This window comes from Streptomyces sp. CA-288835 (assembly GCF_050936385.1).
In the GTDB taxonomy this organism is placed as follows: domain Bacteria; phylum Actinomycetota; class Actinomycetes; order Streptomycetales; family Streptomycetaceae; genus Streptomyces.
The window spans coordinates 2,977,650-2,997,130 of the sequence record NZ_JBNJMW010000001.1 but is presented as its reverse complement, the minus strand read 5'-3'; the positions used below and the strand labels follow the sequence as shown (position 1 = coordinate 2,997,130).

The window sequence follows — 19,481 nt, the reverse complement described above, 5'->3', positions numbered from 1 at the left end:
ATTTCTCTGTCGAAACGTTATGAACAGCCTGGCCGGCCGTGTCAAAGGACACAGCCGGCTCCGAGGCTTCTACGACAAGTGTCGTATGGCATGGCTGATTTCGGTGCTACCGAAGACGCGCCATCAGCGCGTGCTCGACCAGCGTGATCAGCGCACTCTTGGCATCGGCCCGGTGCCGGGCGTCCGTCGTGATGATGGGGGAGTCGGGGCCGATTTGCAACGCCTCCCTCACTTCGTCGGGGGTGTACGGCTGGTGCCCGTCGAAGCCGTTGAGGGCGATCACGAAGGGCAGTCCGCTGTTCTCGAAGTAGTCGACCGCCGGGAAGCAGTCGGCGAGACGCCGGGTGTCGACCAGGACGACGGCGCCGATGGCGCCGCGTACCAGGTCGTCCCACATGAACCAGAAGCGGTCCTGGCCGGGCGTACCGAAGAGGTACAGGATCAGGTCCTGGTCCAGGGTGATACGGCCGAAGTCCATGGCCACCGTCGTGGTGGTCTTGTCTCCGGTGTGGGTGAGGTCGTCGATGCCCGCGGACGCGGACGTCATGACGGCCTCGGTGCGCAGCGGGTTGATCTCGGAGACGGCTCCGACGAACGTGGTCTTGCCCACGCCGAAGCCACCCGCCACCACGATCTTCGCGGAGGTGGTCGCCCGGCCTCCGTCAGAGCTTGCGAAGTCCACTGAGCACCCTTTCGAGCAGTGTCACGTCCGGCTGGCCGCCGGCGTTCTCGTCGCCACCGGGCTGATGGATGGCGACGAGTCCGGCCTCAGCGAGGTCCGCGACGAGAATCCGTGCCACGCCCAGGGGCATGGACAGGAGTGCCGACACTTCGGCGACAGACTTCACCTCACGGCAGAGGTGGCAGATCCGCTGATGCTCGGGGAGCAGCCCCATCAGCTGCGCCGGGTCGGCCGTCGTGCTGATCAGTGCCTCTATGGCGAGCTGGTAGCGCGGCCGGGTCCGGCCGCCGGTCATCGCGTACGGACGTACCAGCGGCTGGTCGCCCTCGTCCCCGTACGGCTCTGCGTACGGATCGTGAGAGGCGGTGGGCGGGGTCATGAATCCTCCGGGCGGGACAGCAAGTGGTCAGTCGTGCCGTCGAAGAGGGCCGGTGGGGGAACGGGCGGCCTGACGGTGGGTCTTGCCTTGTGGGGAGTTCTAGTGCAACAGGCTGCCTTGCAGTTCGGCCCGCAGATCGGGCGTCAGAACGGCGCCCGCTCGGTCGACGAGCAGGGCCATCTCGTATCCGACGAGACCGATGTCGCAGTCCGGGTGGGACAGGACCGCGAGCGACGAGCCGTCGGAAATGGACATCAGGAACAGGAAGCCGCGCTCCATCTCGACCACGGTCTGCGCCACCGTGCCGCCCTCGAAGATCCGGGAGGCACCGGCGGTGAGCGAGGTCAGTCCGGAGGCGACGGCCGCGAGCTGGTCCGCGCGGTCGCGCGGGAAGCCCTCCGACAACGCCAGAAGGAGTCCGTCGGCGGAGACGACGACGGTGTGGGACACCCCGGGGGTGTTGTCAACGAAGTTGGTGATCAACCAGTTGAGATTCTGTGCTGCCTGGCTCATCTGGCTCAACTAACGCTCCTGCTGGTGAGTGGGGCTTGGGAAGCTGCCGGTCTGGCCCGAACCGGCCTGGCGACCCTGTTGGATGCCCCGACGGAGATTGGTCAGCCGGCCGCGTACGTCATCGGGCGCACGCGAGACCTGCGGACCGCTTTGGTGCTGTTGCTGCTGAGCCGTCCCCGCGACGAGGTTCGCGCGGGGCACCCGGCGCGGCAGACCCGAGACGGTGACGCCACCCGCGGTGGGCTGGCGCACCTTCTCGGCCTGGCGGCCGAGTTCATCATTGGGAGAGGCACGCCAGGACGACGTGACGGCGGGAGCCGGCTCCGGCGCCCGGCGCTGCGGGGCCTCGGGGGCCCGGCTGGGCGGCGGCGGGGTGTCCATGGCGGACGCCGAAGACGCGGAGGTCGCCGACTCGGTCCGGGAGCCGTTGCTCCGGGCCTGGTCCTGGTCCTGCCCCTGACTCTGGCCCTGGTGGAACCAGTTGGTCTCCAAGGTGTCGTACAGCGGCGTACGTCCGTCGCCGGGACCCGTCGCCGGGGGCAGACCCTCCGGCTCCGGCACGCGCGGGGGCTGCGACGGCTGCGGCGGGAGCGATGGGCGCCGACGCGGCTGCGGGCGCTGGGGGCGCCGATTGCCGTTGGCACCGTTCGTCCCGTTGGCTCCGGGGCGCTCGAACTGTCCGGTGTCGCCACCGCCCTGGCCCTCTCGCTCCGGAGCGGAACCGTTGTAGCCGGACGCCGGGGTCCGCCCGTTCGCGGGCTGGTCCTGGCGGCCGTCGCGGCCCGGAGGGGCGAACTGGCCGGTCGAGGACGGGTTCTGCCTGGCGGAAGGATTCGGCGGACCGAACACATCCGGGCGTACGAACTGCCCGGTGCCCTGGCCGGGACGCGGCATGTCGAAGTCGGCGGGACCCGCACCAGGGCCGGAACCGGGACGCGGTGCGTCGAAGTCCGGCCGCGGGTACTCACCCGTGGAGCTCGGACCCTGACGGTCGTCGATCCGCGGGATCTCCTCGGTCGAGCCCGGACCCTGACGGTTGTCCACACGCGGTATGCGCGAGGTCGCGTCCGGCTCCTCGTGGCCGCGCGGGGCGTCCATCGGGTCGCGCCGGCCCGGCTCGTCGCTCCAACTGCTCACCTTCGGCTTGGGGTTGCCCCCGGGCAGCTCGGCACGCGGGCCACCGGGCGGCGGCAGCTGCGGCTGCCCGTCGGGACGACGGCCCTGCTCGGGGTGGTTGCTCTCGGGGCGCCGCTGCGGCGGTACGGGACCACGGGCGCCGAACGCCTCCTGGCGGCCACTGTCGCCGAAACCGTCGAAGCCCTGCGGAGTACCCGTACCGGCGGCCTGAAGACCCTGCGGCGCACCCGGCGCGGCACCGGCCGGAGCCGGCCTGCCCTGCGGGGGCGCGGGCGGCATGGGCGGCTGCGGTCCACGCGAGCCGCCCGGCCCGCCCGGTCCACCCGGACGACCGCCCGAGTCGCTGCCGGTCAGCGCCGGACGCGGACCCGAGCCCGCACCGACCTGCCCGCGCTGCGGCCCGGAGTTCAGGCGACCGGGGCCACCCGGCGCACCAGCACCGGCACCCGCGCCGAGCGCGGGACCGCTGCCGGCCCCGCCGCGGCGGGCCGCCGCGACACCGGCCGCGGCCTGCGCGGCGGCCGGACCGCCGGAACCCACGCCCTGGCCCGGCTTGCCCGGCGCCTTCTTGCCGCCCTGGGCGACATCGACGGGGAGCATGACCAGCGCGGTCGTACCACCGGAGTCGGACGGCCGCAGCTGAATGCGGATGCCGTGCCGCTGCGAAAGCCGGCCGACCACGAACAGACCCATGCGGCGGGAGACCGAGACGTCCACGGTGGGCGGCGAGGCGAGTCGCTCGTTGATCGCCGCGAGGTCCTCGGGGGAGAGGCCGATACCGGTGTCGTGGATCTCGATCAGTACGCGGCCGTCGGGCAGCGCGTGACCGGTGACCTTGACCTTGGTCTGCGGCGAGGAGAACGAGGTGGCGTTCTCGAGCAGCTCGGCGAGCAGGTGCACGAGGTCGTTGACGACCCGGCCCGCGACCTCGGTCGCCGGGACCGAGGACAGCTCGATCCGCTCGTACTGCTCCACCTCGGAGGCGGCGGCACGGAGCACGTCGACCAGCGGGACCGGGCGGGTCCAGCGGCGGCCGGGCTCTTCACCGGCGAGAACGAGGAGGTTCTCACCGTTACGGCGCATGCGGGTCGCGAGGTGGTCGAGCTTGAACAGCGAGGACAGCTGGTCCGGGTCGGCCTCGCGGGACTCCAGCTCGGAGATCAGCGACAGCTGACGCTGGATGAGGCCCTGGGAGCGCCGCGAGAGGTTGGTGAACATCGCGTTGACGTTGCCCCGCAGCAGGGCCTGCTCGGCGGCCAGTCGTACGGCCTCGCGGTGCACGTCGTCGAAGGCCGCGGCCACCTGGCCGATCTCGTCCTTGGAGTGCACACCGACCGACTGCACGGAGGTGTCGACGTCCTGCGGGTCGGACTCGGACAGCTGCTTGACCAGCTCGGGCAGCCGGTCCTGGGCGACCTTGGTCGCGGTGTCCTGGAGCCGGCGCAGCGAGCGGATCATGGACCGGGCCACGACGAAGGCGCCGACGAGCGAGACACCGAGCACGAGCAGGATCAGCGCACCGGAGATGATCGCTTCCTGCTCGGACTCGTTACGCAGCTCACGGGCCTTCTGCTCCATCTGGTTGAGCAGCGTCAGCTCGATCTTGGACATTTCCTGGATCTTGGCCGAGTCGGCGTCGATCCAGTCCAGGTACGAGCGCTTCTGGCGCTGCTCCAGGCCGTCCTCCCGGCCGAGCACGCGCTGCGCGTAGATGTCGGCTTCCTCGATGGTCGGGCTGCCCTCTTCGATCGGCCTCATCAGGGCCGCCGCGTTGCCCTCGTAGATGCTGGCGAAGCCGGAGAGTTCGGACCTCTGGTTGTCCAGCGCGGAGGCCGCGTACTGCCGGTCGTTCTCCGAGAGATCGCCGAACGTCTTGTCGGTCGCGGGCAGGGCCGCGGCGATCACGGCGCGCTGGATGGACGCGTACTCCTTGGCGGAGGAGAAGGCCGTCAGGGCGCGCGTGCGCTGGATCATTTCCGGGTTGCTGGTCGCCTGGGCCATGTCCTGGGAAAGACCCAGCAGCCGGTCGATGAGCCGGTGATACGCCTCGACCGTCTGCGCGGAGTTCTCGGTGTCCGCGTAGGCCTCGCTGCGGAGGGTCTTGAGCTTGCCCAGTTCGGTGGTGATGGAGACGACATTGTCGCGGACACCGCCGATGGTCTCCTCGTTGCCCACGTCGTCGATCTCGCGCGTGCCCTCCTTGAAGGTGGCAAGCGCGCGGTCCGTCTTGTCGCGGAGACCCTTGACCGTGGGCTCGTCCGGCTTGGCGCCGTGCGAGAGCGGTCCGGCCGACTTGTCGCGCTCCTCCTGGAGCGCGGCGGCCAGCTCGGTCGCCTGCTTGGTCATGTCGGTCAGCAGCCTCATGTTGTCGAGCTGCTGGATGTCGTCCATGGAGTCGCTGATACGCAGCGCACCGAGCGAGGTCGCGGCGACCACGGGGAGCGCGAGCAGCGACACCAGGCGCGTGGAGATGCGCCAGTTGCGCAGCGCTATTCGGGCGCCGGGGCCACTTGGACTCTTCGGCTTCGCCGCAGAAGCGGCGGGCGCCGGGGCGGCGGGTCCGCCCGACGGGCCTCCCGGGCCTGGGCGCGAGCCGCGATCACCGCTGTCGCCGGCCGGTGCCGGTCCTTGGTTCTGGGCGCGTTGGGGCGACGAACCGCGGTCGGTCCCGCCGTGCGGCTCCGGCTCCGCCGAAGCGCTGCCATCCCTCTTGAAACGTCCCTGCACTAGCGTCGCAACCTCTGGACCAGGCGTCCCTCCGCAGAACGGTTGGGACGGTGTCGGCGTCGTACCGGCGCAATGCGCCTTTTGTCGGTCTTTGGTGACCGGCGCTGCTCTCCCTATCCCGCCGCCATGCGGCGCTACGTTGCGCCCCCTGTGCGCCGGTTCGATCCCGCGGCGGTTCGTGGAATTCCAGCACAGTGCCGGATCTCCAACAAGGGCCAAGGGTCATGCTGTGACCAACGTGACCCCTTGTGAGGGCCGAGTTACGAGTCGTAGATAGTGATCCCCCGCATAACGGGTACAATCCGGCGTTCCGCTCGTGCGCGAGGCGTGTCCCAGTCGCCATGATCAGCAGCGGAATGATGGCTTCAGGGGGTAAATGCCCGCTTTGTCAGTGTGAAAGTTCGGCGTGAATTGACCGTTTCGGTGAGCGGTTCGTGAGGAAACTCACACGGCGATCATGGGGCCTTCACAACTTTCCCGGGGAACCGGACGTTTAGCCTGAGGCTTTACAGGTACAGCAAATCCGACAACACGCGCTTGTACGACGGCCGTTGGCCGCGCAGGCGCCCGTACGACGGGGTCAAACACCGCACATGAAGACGCTGATGTTCCAGAACATAGCCAATCCGCGACGCACCACGCTGGCGCATCTCGAAGACGCCGACGAGCTGCAGATCCCGGTGCGGCGGGAACAGCAGGAGCACGCCGTCGAGCTCCCCGCCCAGACCGCCAACCCCCGCCGCACCGTCCTGGTGGACATCCCGGTGGGCGCGGGCGCCGAGCAGTAGGACGGCGGCAGGACTCAGTCCAGAACCAGGACTCCGAGTCCAGAACTCAGTGTCGAGGACGAGCCCACGGCCCACGCGTAATCGCGTGAGGTCGCACCCCTTCCCCGCGTTAGCCTGGAGCGTCATACTCCGGCCGGCTCAGTAGAGGGGCGCAGGTTTCCGTGCGCATCGCCAGGTTCTCCATCGACGGCAACGTCGCGTTCGGCGCGGTCGAGGGCGACAGCCCTCCTGGATCGACCGACGGGCTCGTCCTCGACATCATCAAGGGCATCCCCTTCACGGACTTCGAACTCTCCGGTACGAAGCTGCCGCTGAGCAAGGTCAGGCTGCTCCCACCGGTGCTCCCGAACAAGGTCGTGGCCTTCGGCCGCAACTACGCGGAGCACGCGAAGGAGCTCGGCAACGAGGTGCCCGACGCCCCGTTCGCCTTCTTCAAGCCGTCCACCTCGGTGATCGGCCCCGGCGACGAGATCGCGTACCCCTCCTTCTCCCAGGAGCTGCACCACGAGGCCGAGCTGGCCGTGGTCATAGGCCGGATGTGCCGCGAGGTCCCGCGCGAGCGCGTCAAGGACGTCATCCTCGGCTACACCTGCGCCAACGACGTCACCGCACGCGACGTCCAGAAGCGCGAGAAGCAGTGGGCGAGAGCCAAGGGCTTCGACTCCTCCTGCCCGCTCGGCCCCTGGGTCGAGACGGATCTCGACCCCTCCGACCTGACGATCCAGTGCACGGTCAACGGCCAGCAGCGCCAACTGGGCCGTACCAGCGAGATGATCCACCCCATCGAGGATCTGATCGTGAACATCACGGAGGCCATGACGCTGCTCCCCGGCGACGTGATCCTCACGGGCACCCCCGCAGGGGTCGGGCCCCTCAACGTCGGCGACGAGGTCGCCGTCACCATCGAAGGCATCGGCACTCTCACCAACAAGGTGATCAAGCGTGGCTAACGCGAACGTCCGCGTACGTTTCTGTCCCTCGCCGACCGGCAACCCCCATGTGGGCCTGGTCCGCACCGCCCTGTTCAACTGGGCGTTCGCCCGCCATCACGGCGGCACCCTGGTCTTCCGCATCGAGGACACCGACGCGGCCCGCGACTCCGAGGAGTCGTACGAGCAGCTGCTGGACTCCATGCGCTGGCTCGGCTTCGACTGGGACGAAGGCCCCGAGATCGGCGGCCCGCACGCGCCGTACCGCCAGTCGCAGCGCATGGACATCTACAAGGACGTCGCCCGCAAGCTCCTGGACGCCGGCCACGCGTACTACTGCTACTGCTCGACAGCCGAACTGGACGCCCGCCGCGAGGCCGCCCGCGCGGCAGGCAAGCCCTCCGGCTACGACGGCCACTGCCGCGCGCTCACCGACGAGCAGCTCGCCACGTACAAGACCGAGGACCGCGAGCCCATCGTCCGCTTCCGCATGCCGGACGAGCCGATCACCTTCACGGACCTGGTCCGCGGCGAGCTGACGTTCACCCCGGAGAACGTTCCTGACTACGGGATCGTACGAGCCAACGGGGCGCCCCTCTACACGCTCGTGAACCCCGTCGACGACGCCCTCATGGAGATCACCCACATCCTGCGCGGCGAGGACCTGCTGTCCTCCACGCCCCGCCAGATCGCCCTCTACAAGGCACTGATCGAACTGGGCATCGCCAAGTCCGTACCGGCCTTCGGGCACCTGCCATACGTGATGGGCGAGGGCAACAAGAAGCTGTCCAAGCGCGACCCGCAGTCCTCGCTGAACCTCTACAGGGAGCGCGGTTTCCTCCCGGAGGGCCTGCTCAACTACCTCTCCCTGCTGGGCTGGTCGCTCTCCGCCGACCAGGACGTCTTCTCGATCGACGAGATGGTCGCGGCCTTCGACATCAAGGACGTCGTCCCGAACCCGGCCCGCTTCGACCTGAAGAAGTGCGAGGCCATCAACGCCGATCACATCCGACGGCTCGACCTGAAGGCCTTCGTCGAGGCCTGCGGCCCGTGGCTGAAGGCCCCGCACGCGCCCTGGGCGCCGGAGGACTTCGACCAGGCCAAGTGGGAGGCGATCGCCCCGCACGCCCAGACCCGCCTGACGGTCCTGTCCGACATCACCCAGAACGTCGACTTCCTGTTCCTGAACGAGCCCGTCGAGGACGAGGCGTCCTGGACGAAGGCGATGAAGGAGGGCTCGGACGCACTCCTGAGCACGGCCCGAGCAAAGCTGGAATCCGCGGACTGGACGAGTCCGGAGTCCCTCAAGGCCGCAGTCCTGGCGGCCGGCGAGGAACACGGCCTCAAACTGGGCAAGGCCCAGGCCCCCGTCCGCGTAGCCGTAACCGGCCGCACGGTAGGCCTCCCCCTCTTCGAGTCCCTGGAAGTCCTGGGCAAGGAGAAGACACTGACCCGCATCGACGCGGCCCTGGCCAAGCTGACCGCGTAGGGCACCACTTACGGCGGGGCGGCACCTGAAACGGGTGCCGCCCCGCCGTACCTACGTGGTGCAGCGGGGACTGCGCTGGGTGCCGCCTCGCTGTTCGTTCGTGGTGCAGCGGTACGTGAGCCTGGTGCCGCCCGCCGTTCGTACGTGCTGTAGCGGCACGTGCGCGGGTGCTGCCGCCGTTGTGACGTGACGCAGCGGGACCTGCGCCAGGTGCCGCCCCGCTGTGTTGTCTGTCGGCGGCAGCCGCACCCGCGTCAGCTCTCCCGAGAGGGGCCGGGGCCGCTCCAGCGTGTCCAGCAACCGCTGGAAACGTGCGTCAGCTGTCCCCATGGGGTCCGGGGGCGGAGCCCTCAGTTTCGGGAAGGGGCGGGGCTGGGGAAGGTCACACCATGACGATCAGAGCCGTGGTCTGGGATGTGGACGACACGATCTTCGACTACTCCACGGCCGACCGCGCCGGAATGCGCGGACACCTCGCGGCCGAGGACCGCCTCGAGGGGTACACCTCCGTGGAGCAGGCCCTCGACCGGTGGCGGAAGATCACCGACCAGCAGTGGGCCAGGTTCGCGGCAGGCGAGGCCTCCTTCGAGGACCAGCGGCGCGACCGAGTGCGGGTCTTCCTGGGCGAGGAAATGACCGACGCCGAGGCCGACGCCTGGTTCCAGCGGTACATCACCCACTACGAAGCCGCCTGGGAGCTCTTCCCGGACGTGCTGCCCGCCCTCGACACGCTCGCCGCCACCCACCGACACGCCGTCCTGTCCAACTCCAGCCTCCACGTCCAGGACCGCAAACTCCGCGTCCTTGGTGTATACGACCGCTTCGAGACGGTGCTGTGCGCAGCCGAGCTGGGCGTCTCCAAACCGGAAGCCCGCGCCTTCCACACCGCCTGCGAGGCACTGTCGCTGCCCCCGCACCAGGTCGCATACGTCGGCGATCACCCGGAGATCGACGGCCAGGGCGCGGCCGCGCGGGCCTCTTCTCGGTCTGGATCGACCGCACGGGCGTGAGCACGCTCACCGGCCAGGCCCCTGACACCGGCGCCGAGACCGCTCCGGATCACCCCGCCGGCCTGCGCCGCATCACTTCTCTGGCCGAACTCCCCGCACTCCTTGCGGCCGATACCCGTTTTGGAGCGCCGTCCACCTTCGGGTAATGTTCTTCCTGCGCCACCGCGAGCGGGCCGACAGGCCGGAACCGGGAAGCGCAAGCTAAGACAAAATCCCCGCCGGGGGTTGCGTTTCAGTGGCCTATGGTGTAATTGGCAGCACGACTGATTCTGGTTCAGTTAGTCTAGGTTCGAGTCCTGGTAGGCCAGCTCGCAGAGCTCATCTGCAAAAGCCCCCGTTGTGTAGCGGCCTAGCACGCTGCCCTCTCAAGGCAGTAGCGCCGGTTCGAATCCGGTCGGGGGTACAGATCCTTCCCAGGGAGCCAGTCCGGGTCGCACCCGCTGGATCTCATGCAGGATCGCTAGGGCCCCCGTTGTGTAGCGGCCTAGCACGCCGCCCTCTCAAGGCGGTAGCGCCGGTTCGAATCCGGTCGGGGGTACGAACTGGTCTAAACCACATTGGTCTATGGTGTAATTGGCAGCACGACTGATTCTGGTTCAGTTAGTCTAGGTTCGAGTCCTGGTAGACCAGCTCGGATCTGCGGCGGTGCACATTAAACGCTTGCAAGATCCTCGCCCCCGTTGTGTAGCGGCCTAGCACGCCGCCCTCTCAAGGCGGTAGCGCCGGTTCGAATCCGGTCGGGGGTACGTCACGAAGAAGCCCTCCCCAGCAGGGGAGGGCTTCTTCGCGTTGGTGCTGCGAGGCATTGATCCCGCGGCCGAGTTGAACTGAGCCGAGTTGAACGGCAGGACAACCTCAACTCCAGCCGGTCGCTGCGGCGTTGAAGCGACCGGTCGAATCGACTCGGCGTATCAGCCCGTGCGGCGCAGCGCCTCCGAGAGGCGGGCCGCCGCGTCGATGACGGCCTGGGCGTGCATCCGGCCCGGGTGCCGGGTCAGGCGCTCGATCGGCCCGGAGACCGAGACGGCGGCCACGACTCGGTTCGAGGGCCCGCGCACCGGCGCCGAGACGGACGCCACGCCCGGCTCGCGCTCGCCGATCGACTGGGCCCAGCCCCGGCGCCGTACGCCCGACAAGGCCGTCGCCGTGAAGCGGGCGCCCTGCAGACCGCGGTGCAGGCGCTCCGGCTCCTCCCAGGCCATCAGGATCTGAGCCGAGGAGCCCGCCTTCATGGTGAGCGTCGAGCCGACCGGGACCGTGTCCCTGAGGCCCGACAGGCGCTCCGCCGCGGCGACGCAGATACGCATGTCGCCCTGGCGGCGATAGAGCTGGGCGCTCTCGCCCGTGACGTCACGGAGGTGCGTGAGGACCGGACCCGCCGTCGCCAGCAGGCGGTCCTCGCCCGCCGCGGCGGCCAGCTCGGCCAGCCGCGGACCGAGAATGAAACGGCCCTGCATGTCCCGCGCCACCATGCGGTGGTGCTCAAGTGCCACAGCGAGACGATGTGCCGTGGGTCGTGCCAGTCCGGTCGCCGCGACCAGGCCCGCGAGGGTGGCCGGACCGGACTCCAGGGCGCTCAGGACAAGGGCTGCCTTGTCCAGAACGCCGACGCCGCTACTGTTGTCCATGAAACGATACTCGCGTCTCACTCTGTGAAACGCAAGTTCAATTTTCCGTGGAACGCGCCACCCTGTACGTACAACGGCCCGTAGACCATCGGGCCCGGCGGCAGACGTCCGGTGCGGGGGTGACGGACGCGGCCATCCCGAAGTCTCTAGTTGGGTCGGCGCCATTCAGGCCGGCCGGAGGGAAAGCGATGGGTAGGACACTCGCGGAGAAGGTCTGGGACGACCATGTCGTCCGGCGCGCGGAGGGCGAGCCCGACCTTCTCTTCATCGATCTGCACCTGCTGCACGAGGTGACCAGCCCGCAGGCCTTCGACGGCCTCCGCAAGAGCGGCCGTACGGTTCGCCGTCTCGACCTCACCATCGCGACCGAGGATCACAACACCCCGACCCTCGACATCGACAAGCCCATCGCGGACCCGGTCTCGCGTGTCCAGCTGGAGACACTGCGCAAGAACTGCGCCGATTTCGGCGTACGTCTGCACCCGCTCGGCGACGTCGAGCAGGGCGTCGTCCACGTCGTGGGACCCCAGCTGGGCCTCACCCAGCCCGGCATGACCGTGGTCTGCGGCGACTCGCACACCTCCACGCACGGAGCCTTCGGTGCGCTGGCGTTCGGCATCGGCACCTCGCAGGTCGAGCATGTGCTGGCCACCCAGACGCTGCCGCTGGCTCGCCCGAAGACCATGGCCATCACGGTCGACGGTGAACTGCCCGAGGACGTCACGGCCAAGGACCTGATCCTGGCGATCATCGCCAAGATCGGTACGGGCGGCGGCCAGGGCTACATCCTGGAGTACCGCGGCTCCGCCATCGAGAAGCTCTCGATGGAGGCCCGGATGACCATCTGCAACATGTCGATCGAGGCCGGCGCTCGCGCGGGCATGATCGCCCCCGACGAGACCACCTTCGAGTACATCAAGGGCCGCGCCCACGCCCCAGAGGGCGAGGACTGGGACGCCGCCGTCGCGTACTGGAAGACTCTCAAGTCGGACGAGGACGCGGAGTTCGACGCCGAGGTCGTCATCGACGCCGCCTCTCTCGCGCCGTTCGTCACCTGGGGCACCAACCCGGGCCAGGGAGCGCCGCTTTCGGCATCCGTCCCCGATCCTGCTTCGTACGAGGACGCTTCGGAGCGGCATGCCGCCGAAAAGGCCCTGGAATACATGGGGTTGACCGCCGGACAGCCGCTGCGCGACATCAACGTCGACACCGTCTTCGTAGGCTCCTGCACCAACGGCCGTATCGAGGACCTGCGTGCGGCCGCCGCGATCGTCGAGGGCCGCAAAGTCGCCGACGGCGTACGGATGCTGGTCGTTCCGGGCTCCGCGCGCGTGGGGCTGCAGGCCGTCGAGGAGGGACTGGACCTCGTCTTCAAGGAGGCCGGCGCCGAATGGCGGCACGCGGGCTGCTCGATGTGTCTGGGCATGAACCCCGACCAGCTGGCCCCCGGTGAGCGCTCCGCGTCCACCTCCAACCGCAACTTCGAAGGCAGGCAGGGCAAGGGCGGCCGTACGCACCTGGTCTCGCCGCAGGTCGCCGCGGCCACCGCCGTGCTCGGTCACCTGGCGTCCCCCGCCGATCTGAACGATCAGTCTGCCGTCCGTACGCCCGCTGGAGTCTGAGAACCATGGCCATGGAAGCATTCACCACGCACACCGGACGGGCCGTCCCACTGCGCCGCAGCAACGTCGACACCGACCAGATCATCCCCGCCCACTGGCTCAAGAAGGTCACCAGGGACGGCTTCGAGGACGGACTGTTCGAGGCCTGGCGCAAGGACCCGTCCTTCGTCCTCAACCAGCCCGAGCGCAAGGGCGCCACGGTCCTCGTCGCGGGTCCCGACTTCGGTACGGGCTCCTCGCGTGAGCACGCCGTGTGGGCGCTGCAGAACTACGGCTTCAAGGCCGTCATCTCCTCGCGCTTCGCGGATATCTTCCGCGGCAACTCGCTCAAGAACGGTCTGCTCACGGTCGTTCTGGAGCAGAAGATCGTGGACGCGCTGTGGGAACTCACCGAGAAGGACCCCGAGGCCGAGGTCACTGTTGACCTTGAGGCGCGTGAGGTTCGCGCGGAGGGCATCACCGCCTCCTTCGAACTCGACGAGAACGCCCGCTGGCGGCTGCTGAACGGGCTCGACGACATCAGCATCACGCTCCAGAACGAGGCGGACATCGCCACGTACGAGTCCAAGCGCCCCGCCTACAAGCCGCGGACGCAACGAGTCTGAGCGGACGCACGGAGTCTGCGCGGAGAGCGTACGGACCCGAGCCCGCAAGGCTGATTCCAGCCAGCTCAACAGGCTTCAGTACCCCCAATCGTGGACGGTTGGGGGTACTGCCGTGTGTGCCGGAGGACGAGGTCAGCGGCCGGATCTGAATGGCTTCAACTCCCCTTGTTTCAAAGGGGCTTGTTGGGGTAACCGAGCCTTCGCACGGCCTTGTGCTGAGGTGTGCGGGAAGCGTCTGGCAGGCGGCAGTTGACCCTGCGCAGGCGACAACTCGCCCCAGATGGCACAATCTGTGCATGGAACACGACGGCCAACTCGAGCTCTATACGGCGGTCGCGTCCCAACTCAAGGAAGCGCACGCAAGGGTGCGCGCACTGCAAGTCCCGGAGGGCGTACGGATGGCGCTGACCCGGAAGCTGCTGGTCATTACGGCCGTGGCCAAGCACGATCTCGCCGAAGCGACGAGGCGTCTGGAGCGGTTCACCGCGGACCTCGATGAGGGGCGATTCCCCGAAGAAGGTCTCTGAGGAACTCCGCGACAGTCCTGGTTCGTTGCGGCACTAGGGTGATTAGCCCGTTTCGTGTTTGATTTGCGGTATATATCTGCCTAACGTGCGAAAAAGCTTGAACACTTTCGTTCTGGCAATGTCTCCGAAGGGGAAGACGTGAACAAGGCGCAGCTCGTAGAAGCGATTGCGGACAAGGTCGGCGGGCGTCAGCAGGCCGCCGACGCGGTCGACGCCGTACTGGACGCCGTGGTCCGTGCGGTTGTCGCAGGGGAACGGGTCTCGGTCACGGGCTTCGGTTCCTTCGAGAAGGTCGATCGTCCGGCCCGCTATGCACGTAACCCCCAGACCGGGGAGCGTGTTCGGGTCAAGAAGACCTCCGTGCCGCGCTTCCGCGCGGGCCAGGGTTTCAAGGACCTGGTGAGCGGTTCGAAGAAGCTCCCGAAGCACGATGTGGCGGTCAAGAAGGCGCCCAAGGGCAGCCTGTCCGGAGGCGCTGCCGCCACGGTCAAGAAGGCGGCGGCCAAGAGGACCGCCGCCAAGAAGGCGGCCACGCCCGCCAAGAAGACCACGGCCAGGAAGACGACCGCCAAGAAGGCGGCGCCCGCCAAGGCCGCGGCCAAGAAGACCACCACCAAGAAGGCGGCGACCGGCAAGACCGCGGCTGCCAAGAAGACCGCTGCCAAGAAGGGGGCCGCCAAGAAGGCGCCCGCCAAGAAGTCGACGGCGCGCACGACCACCGCCAAGAAGACCACCGCCCGCCGGTAGACAGGGCGCTGGGACACTCACGCGCCGGGCCGGGCTCCGCACGGAAGAGAGCCCGGCCCGCGGCGTATTCACAGATCCTGGGGATCTTGGGTGCGGCCTTGACGGTCTTCAGGCTGCCCTGAGGGGGGTCTTCAGGGGCTGTTCAAGGGGCTTCAGAGGGTCTGCAGCGTGACCAGAGTGATCCGGAGTGCGTTCCCCTCGCCCTCCGTCTCGATCCGTACTCGCTGCCCCGGCCTGAGCAGCCTGAGCCCGCCCGCCTCGAACGCCGGGCCGTCGAAGGGCACCGGGGTGCCGTCGTCGAGCAGCACCTGACCGCTACGGGTCTCGGGGTCGTACGTGTACGCGGTCGCCTGCATGAGGCCCACCCTAGGCGACGTTCAGCGCCGCGACCGCCGCCGCCGTGCGCGGGCCCACGCCCAGGGCCAGAGCCGCTCGCAGATCGTCGCCGGTGTCCACGTCCTGGCGTACGGAATCCACTGCGTCCAGGGGGAGTTCCACGGCACCCGAGGCCCGGTGCCGGGTGCGGGAATCCGGGCCGAACATCGGGAGCAATTCGCGGTCCGCGGACGCGGTCAGCAGGGTCGTGCCGGTTCCGGCGGCGTCCGCGAGAAAAGCGCGGGGGAATTCGGCGGCCGCGTCGAGGACGCGGGCCAATTCCAGGGGGCGCAGCGCGGGGAGATCGGCGTTCAGGGCCGCCAGGGGGCTTTCGGGGCTTTGGGAGCGTACGAGCGATGCCCCGTGTGCGAGGGCGGCGTTCAAGCCGCCCGCGGGCTCGTCCGGGACGATCCGGGCGCCCAGCGCGGCCAGTTCGCGGCCGGCCAGCACGTCGTCCGTGACGACCGCCACATCGCGTACCGCGGCGCAGGCGAGGGCCGCCGCCACGGTGTCCTGCGCGAAGGCGAGGGCGAGCCCCGGCCGCAGTCCGTCGGCGGCGGTGTCCGAGAGCCTGCTCTTCGCCCGCGTGAGGGCTTTCAGGGGTATGACCAAGGTCCACTGCACCGGAGATCCGTCCCTCTCTTGTCGCGCCCATTGTGACCTGGACGATGAGCCGGACACCCTGGCGGGGGGAGGGTCCCGGCGTACGGTGTTCTCGACAGACCGTCGGCCTGGAGCGACACTTGTGCGGCCCCCACCAGGCCCTAGAGGAAGGTGTCCGCGTGACCCGCCGCAGAATCGGCTTCTGGTACCGCTTCGCAGCGGTCCTCTGCAAACCACCCCTGGTGGTTCTGGTCAAGCGGGATTGGCGTGGAATGGAGAACATTCCGGCCGAGGGCGGATTTATCACCGCGGTGAACCACAATTCTCATCTGGATCCGTTCGCGTACGCGCATTATCAGTACAACACCGGGCGTGTTCCGCGTTTTCTGGCGAAGGCCGGGCTTTTCAAAAAGGGATTCATCGGAGCCGCGATGCGAGGCACCGGACAGATTCCCGTGTACCGCGAGAGCACCGACGCGTTGAGCGCCTTCCGAGCCGCTATCGACGCCGTGGAACGCGGGGAGTGCGTCGCCTTCTATCCAGAAGGCACCATTACGCGCGATCCCGGCCAGTGGCCGATGATCGGCAAGACCGGTGCCGCACGCGTCGCGCTGCAGACCAAGTGCCCGGTGATTCCGGTCGCCCAGTGGGGAGCCAACCTGCTGCTGCCGCCGTACGCGAAGAAACTCAACATCCTTCCCCGCAAGACCCATCACGTGCTCGCGGGCCCCCCGGTCGATCTGTCGCGCTTCTACGACAAGGAGATGACCCCGGAGCTCCTGAAGGAGGCCACCGAGGTCATCATGGCGGCGATCACCGCGCAGCTGGAGGTGATCCGCGGCGAGACGGCACCCCGGACGCCGTACGACCCGATACAGGTCCGCATCGAGCAGCGGCGCAGGGCGCGGGCACATGAGACGCGGCCACACGAAAAGGCAGAACAGGAAGAGGGGCACGGCAAGTGACGACATCCGGCAAGCCCGTCAGGGCGGCCGTCTTCGGGACCGGATCGTGGGGCACGGCTTTCGGCATGGTGCTCGCCGACGCCGGATGCGAGGTGACCCTGTGGGGACGGCGGGCCGAACTCGCCGAAGCGGTCAACTCCACACGTACGAACCCCGACTACCTGCCGGGCATCGAACTCCCGGAGAACCTCCGCGCCACCACGGACGCGGCCGAGGCGGCCCGCGACGCGGACTTCACGGTGCTCGCGATCCCCTCGCAGACGCTGCGCGGAAACCTCGCCGAATGGACCGGGCTGCTCGCGCCCGGCACCGTCCTCGTCTCGCTCATGAAGGGCGTCGAACTCGGCTCCGCGATGCGGATGAGCGAGGTCATCGAAGACGTCGCCAAGGTCGGCGCGGACCGCATTGCGGTGGTCACGGGCCCCAACCTCGCCCGGGAGATCGCCGCCCGGATGCCCGCCGCCGCCGTGGTCGCGTGCAGCGACGAGCCGGTGGCCCAGCGCCTCCAGGCCGCCTGCCACACGCCGTACTTCCGCCCGTACACCAACACCGATGTCGTCGGCTGCGAACTCGGCGGCGCCATCAAGAACGTGATCGGTCTCGCCGTCGGCATCGCGGACGGCATGGGGCTCGGCGACAACGCCAAGGGATCGCTCATCACGCGCGGGTTGGCGGAGACGACCCGCCTAGGCCTCGCCATGGGCGCCGACCCGCTGACGTTCTCCGGACTCGCGGGTCTGGGCGACCTCGTGGCCACCTGCTCCTCACCGCTCTCGCGCAACCACACCTTCGGCACCAACCTGGGCAAGGGCATGACCCTTCAGGAGACCATCGCGGTCACCAAACAGACCGCGGAGGGCGTCAAGTCCTGTGAGTCCGTGCTGGATCTGGCCCATCGCCACGGCGTCGACATGCCGATCACGGAGATGGTCGTCGGCATCGTCCACGACGGCAAGCCGCCGGTGGTCGCCCTCAAGGAGCTGATGGCGCGCAGCGCCAAGCCGGAGCGGCACTGACACTCGGGAGCACGGCGGGCGCTGACTTGCCGTGCTACCTACGGGTACCCTCAACGCGATATGAGCACCGAGAACCTCCCCCAGAACCCTGGGCAGACGCCTCGTAAGCCGCGTGTGGCCGTCGTGTTCGGCGGCCGCAGCTCCGAACACGGCATCTCCATCGTCACCGCCGGCGCCGTCCTGCGCGCCATCGACAGGACGAAGTACGACGTCCTGCCGATCGGCATCACCCAGGACGGCCGCTGGGCGCTCACGGCGGACGAGCCCGAGCGGATGGCCATCGTCGACCGGCGCCAGCCGAGCGTGGAGCAGCTCGCCGAGTCCGCAGAGGGCGGGGTGATCCTCCCCGTCGACCCCTCCAACCGCGAAGTCGTCTACAGCGAACCCGGTTCGGTCCCCAAGGCGCTCGGCGAGGTCGACGTCGTCTTCCCGGTGCTGCACGGCCCGTACGGCGAGGACGGCACCCTCCAGGGCCTCCTGGAGCTGTCCGGTGTCCCGTACGTCGGCTCGGGTGTGCTCGCCTCGGCCGTCGGCCAGGACAAGGAGTACATGAAGCGGGTGTTCACCTCCTTCGGGCTGCCCGTCGGCCCGTACACGGTGATCCGGCCCCGCGAGTGGGAGCTCGACGAAGCGGGGGCCCGCAGGAAGATCGTCGACTTCGCGGGCGAGCACGGCTGGCCGCTTTTCGTGAAGCCCGCGCGCGCGGGGTCGTCGATCGGCATCACCAAGGTCGACGATCTGGGCGGCCTCGAGGAGGCGATCGCGACGGCCCAGCAGCACGACCCGAAGATCATCGTGGAGGCGCTGCTGCGCGGTCGCGAGATCGAGTGCGGAGTCCTGGAGTTCGAGGACGGGCCGCGGGCCTCGGTGCCCGCCGAGATTCCGCCGGTGCAGTCCCACGAGTTCTACGACTTCGAGGCGAAGTACATCGACTCCGCCCCGGGGATCGTGCCCGCGCCGCTCAGCGACGAGCAGACCGCCGAGGTGCAACGGCTGGCGGTCGCGGCCTTCGAGGCGGCGTCGTGTGAGGGTCTCGTACGCGCGGACTTCTTCCTCACCGAGGACGGCGAGTTCGTGATCAACGAGATCAACACCATGCCGGGCTTCACGCCGATCTCCATGTATCCGCGGATGTGGCAGGAGAGCGGGGTCAGTTATCCGGAGTTGGTGGACCTCTTGGTCCAGGCTGCGTTGCGGCGGTCAACGGGCCTTCGCTGAGCCTTAGCGACCCCTCCGTAGAGTGCGATCTAGTCGGCGATCCCTTCTGGGATCGCCTTCTTGATGGGCTGCGCGAAGTCGACGAGCGGGCCCGCGCCCTTGGCGGCCTGTTCCTTGCTGAAGCCGATCTCCACGTACGCCTTGCGCAGGCCCGTGGTGAAGACGTACGAGCCGTCGTCCTCTTCCTTTACGAGCCAGGCCACGCCGTTCACCTCGGTCGTGGACGCCTTCGGGTCCAGCATCTCGGCGGGCCGCTCCACGCCGCAGCGCAGTATGATCGCCGGGCCTCCCCAGCCCGCGGTCAGTGTGGACCGGGGCTCGGGATCCTCCCGGTCGAGACCGTCCACCTTCGGCGGCAGCCGTTCGTCCAGGTTCTGGCACAGCTTGGTGACCTTCGCGTCCGGGCTGGGAACCGCGGCCGACGCGCTGTCGTCTGCGGAGGAGCAGCCTGTGGCGGAGATCAGCAGGGCAAGGGCGGGAAGACCGAAGAGCCGGGAACGGAACGAGTTCACCGGCACAGG

General features: G+C 68.7%; 18 protein-coding genes, 5 tRNA genes and 1 pseudogene. 16 read left to right on the top strand and 8 right to left on the bottom strand.

Translation table 11 applies throughout. The features are described from left to right. Window positions 1-106 precede the first annotated feature (106 nt). The 4 genes from ACQEVY_RS13450 to ACQEVY_RS13435 form a co-directional block, all read right to left on the bottom strand. Entirely contained in the window at window positions 107-682 is a 576-nt protein-coding gene (locus ACQEVY_RS13450) for a GTP-binding protein (protein WP_033321071.1), read from the bottom strand. Beyond that, window positions 663-1,061: a DUF742 domain-containing protein gene (locus tag ACQEVY_RS13445; protein ID WP_165339911.1), complete on the bottom strand. Its 399-nt coding sequence runs from the start codon at window positions 1,059-1,061 to the stop codon at window positions 663-665. Before ACQEVY_RS13445 ends, ACQEVY_RS13450 begins: the two co-directional genes overlap by 20 nt. A 99-nt stretch (window positions 1,062-1,160) precedes the next feature. Then, window positions 1,161-1,574: a roadblock/LC7 domain-containing protein gene (locus ACQEVY_RS13440; RefSeq protein ID WP_033321189.1), complete on the bottom strand. Its 414-nt coding sequence runs from the start codon at window positions 1,572-1,574 to the stop codon at window positions 1,161-1,163. 9 nt (window positions 1,575-1,583) lie between these two features. After that, window positions 1,584-5,438, bottom strand: coding sequence for a nitrate- and nitrite sensing domain-containing protein (locus ACQEVY_RS13435; protein ID WP_432948101.1), 3,855 nt, complete (start codon window positions 5,436-5,438; stop codon window positions 1,584-1,586). 593 nt (window positions 5,439-6,031) lie between these two features. Here ACQEVY_RS13435 and ACQEVY_RS13430 point away from each other — a divergent pair. The 9 genes and pseudogenes from ACQEVY_RS13430 to ACQEVY_RS13390 all read left to right on the top strand — a co-directional run bounded on the left by ACQEVY_RS13430 (window position 6,032) and on the right by ACQEVY_RS13390 (window position 10,400). After that, complete coding sequence (locus ACQEVY_RS13430; RefSeq protein ID WP_432948099.1) at window positions 6,032-6,226, top strand: hypothetical protein; 195 nt, start codon at window positions 6,032-6,034, stop codon at window positions 6,224-6,226. Window positions 6,227-6,387: 161 nt separating this feature from the next. Next, window positions 6,388-7,176 carry a fumarylacetoacetate hydrolase family protein gene (locus ACQEVY_RS13425; protein ID WP_432948097.1) on the top strand — a complete coding sequence of 263 codons (789 nt, stop codon included), beginning with the start codon at window positions 6,388-6,390 and terminating at the stop codon, window positions 7,174-7,176. Then, window positions 7,169-8,644, top strand: coding sequence for a glutamate--tRNA ligase (gltX, locus tag ACQEVY_RS13420; RefSeq protein WP_432948095.1), 1,476 nt, complete (start codon window positions 7,169-7,171; stop codon window positions 8,642-8,644). Before ACQEVY_RS13425 ends, gltX begins: the two co-directional genes overlap by 8 nt. A gap of 389 nt (window positions 8,645-9,033) precedes the next feature. Further along, a pseudogene (locus tag ACQEVY_RS13415) lies at window positions 9,034-9,800 on the top strand (HAD family hydrolase). A gap of 90 nt (window positions 9,801-9,890) precedes the next feature. Further along, window positions 9,891-9,962, top strand: a tRNA-Gln gene (locus ACQEVY_RS13410). Between the two features lie 22 nt (window positions 9,963-9,984). Then, window positions 9,985-10,057: transfer RNA gene (locus ACQEVY_RS13405), tRNA-Glu, on the top strand. Between the two features lie 62 nt (window positions 10,058-10,119). Continuing rightward, a tRNA-Glu gene (locus tag ACQEVY_RS13400) sits at window positions 10,120-10,192 on the top strand. 20 nt (window positions 10,193-10,212) lie between these two features. After that, a tRNA-Gln gene (locus ACQEVY_RS13395) sits at window positions 10,213-10,284 on the top strand. Window positions 10,285-10,327: 43 nt separating this feature from the next. Then, a tRNA-Glu gene (locus tag ACQEVY_RS13390) sits at window positions 10,328-10,400 on the top strand. Between the two features lie 165 nt (window positions 10,401-10,565). On the opposite strand, the gene ndgR is transcribed toward ACQEVY_RS13390, so the two are convergent. Further along, window positions 10,566-11,282 carry an IclR family transcriptional regulator NdgR gene (gene ndgR / locus ACQEVY_RS13385; RefSeq protein WP_015036427.1) on the bottom strand — a complete coding sequence of 239 codons (717 nt, stop codon included), beginning with the start codon at window positions 11,280-11,282 and terminating at the stop codon, window positions 10,566-10,568. A gap of 188 nt (window positions 11,283-11,470) precedes the next feature. Between ndgR and leuC the strand changes: the two genes are divergently transcribed. The 4 genes from leuC to ACQEVY_RS13365 all read left to right on the top strand — a co-directional run bounded on the left by leuC (window position 11,471) and on the right by ACQEVY_RS13365 (window position 14,783). Then, window positions 11,471-12,904 (top strand): 3-isopropylmalate dehydratase large subunit, encoded by a 1,434-nt coding sequence (gene leuC, locus ACQEVY_RS13380; protein ID WP_432948092.1) that lies wholly within the window; start codon window positions 11,471-11,473, stop codon window positions 12,902-12,904. Window positions 12,905-12,915: 11 nt separating this feature from the next. After that, window positions 12,916-13,509 (top strand): 3-isopropylmalate dehydratase small subunit, encoded by a 594-nt coding sequence (gene leuD, locus ACQEVY_RS13375; protein WP_328774067.1) that lies wholly within the window; start codon window positions 12,916-12,918, stop codon window positions 13,507-13,509. A 296-nt stretch (window positions 13,510-13,805) separates the two neighbouring features. Continuing rightward, window positions 13,806-14,036 (top strand): hypothetical protein, encoded by a 231-nt coding sequence (locus tag ACQEVY_RS13370; RefSeq protein WP_328768400.1) that lies wholly within the window; start codon window positions 13,806-13,808, stop codon window positions 14,034-14,036. Window positions 14,037-14,174: 138 nt separating this feature from the next. Continuing rightward, window positions 14,175-14,783: an HU family DNA-binding protein gene (locus ACQEVY_RS13365; RefSeq protein WP_432948090.1), complete on the top strand. Its 609-nt coding sequence runs from the start codon at window positions 14,175-14,177 to the stop codon at window positions 14,781-14,783. A gap of 152 nt (window positions 14,784-14,935) precedes the next feature. Here ACQEVY_RS13365 and ACQEVY_RS13360 read toward each other — a convergent pair whose 3' ends face one another. After that, window positions 14,936-15,139, bottom strand: a complete 204-nt coding sequence (locus tag ACQEVY_RS13360) for a hypothetical protein (RefSeq protein WP_432948088.1) — start codon at window positions 15,137-15,139, stop codon at window positions 14,936-14,938. A gap of 10 nt (window positions 15,140-15,149) precedes the next feature. Continuing rightward, window positions 15,150-15,782 (bottom strand): 2-phospho-L-lactate guanylyltransferase, encoded by a 633-nt coding sequence (gene cofC, locus ACQEVY_RS13355; protein WP_432948086.1) that lies wholly within the window; start codon window positions 15,780-15,782, stop codon window positions 15,150-15,152. A gap of 158 nt (window positions 15,783-15,940) precedes the next feature. Between cofC and ACQEVY_RS13350 the strand changes: the two genes are divergently transcribed. The 3 genes from ACQEVY_RS13350 to ACQEVY_RS13340 are packed head-to-tail and all read left to right on the top strand — an operon-like array spanning window position 15,941 to window position 18,960. Next, window positions 15,941-16,726, top strand: a complete 786-nt coding sequence (locus ACQEVY_RS13350; RefSeq protein ID WP_432948084.1) for a lysophospholipid acyltransferase family protein — start codon at window positions 15,941-15,943, stop codon at window positions 16,724-16,726. Further along, entirely contained in the window at window positions 16,723-17,742 is a 1,020-nt protein-coding gene (locus tag ACQEVY_RS13345) for an NAD(P)H-dependent glycerol-3-phosphate dehydrogenase (RefSeq protein ID WP_432948082.1), read from the top strand. Before ACQEVY_RS13350 ends, ACQEVY_RS13345 begins: the two co-directional genes overlap by 4 nt. A gap of 60 nt (window positions 17,743-17,802) precedes the next feature. Beyond that, window positions 17,803-18,960 (top strand): D-alanine--D-alanine ligase family protein, encoded by a 1,158-nt coding sequence (locus ACQEVY_RS13340; protein ID WP_432948080.1) that lies wholly within the window; start codon window positions 17,803-17,805, stop codon window positions 18,958-18,960. Between the two features lie 29 nt (window positions 18,961-18,989). Here the strand turns inward: ACQEVY_RS13340 and ACQEVY_RS13335 are convergent, their stop codons facing one another. Then, entirely contained in the window at window positions 18,990-19,472 is a 483-nt protein-coding gene (locus tag ACQEVY_RS13335) for a DUF3515 domain-containing protein (protein WP_432948078.1), read from the bottom strand. Window positions 19,473-19,481 lie beyond the last annotated feature (9 nt).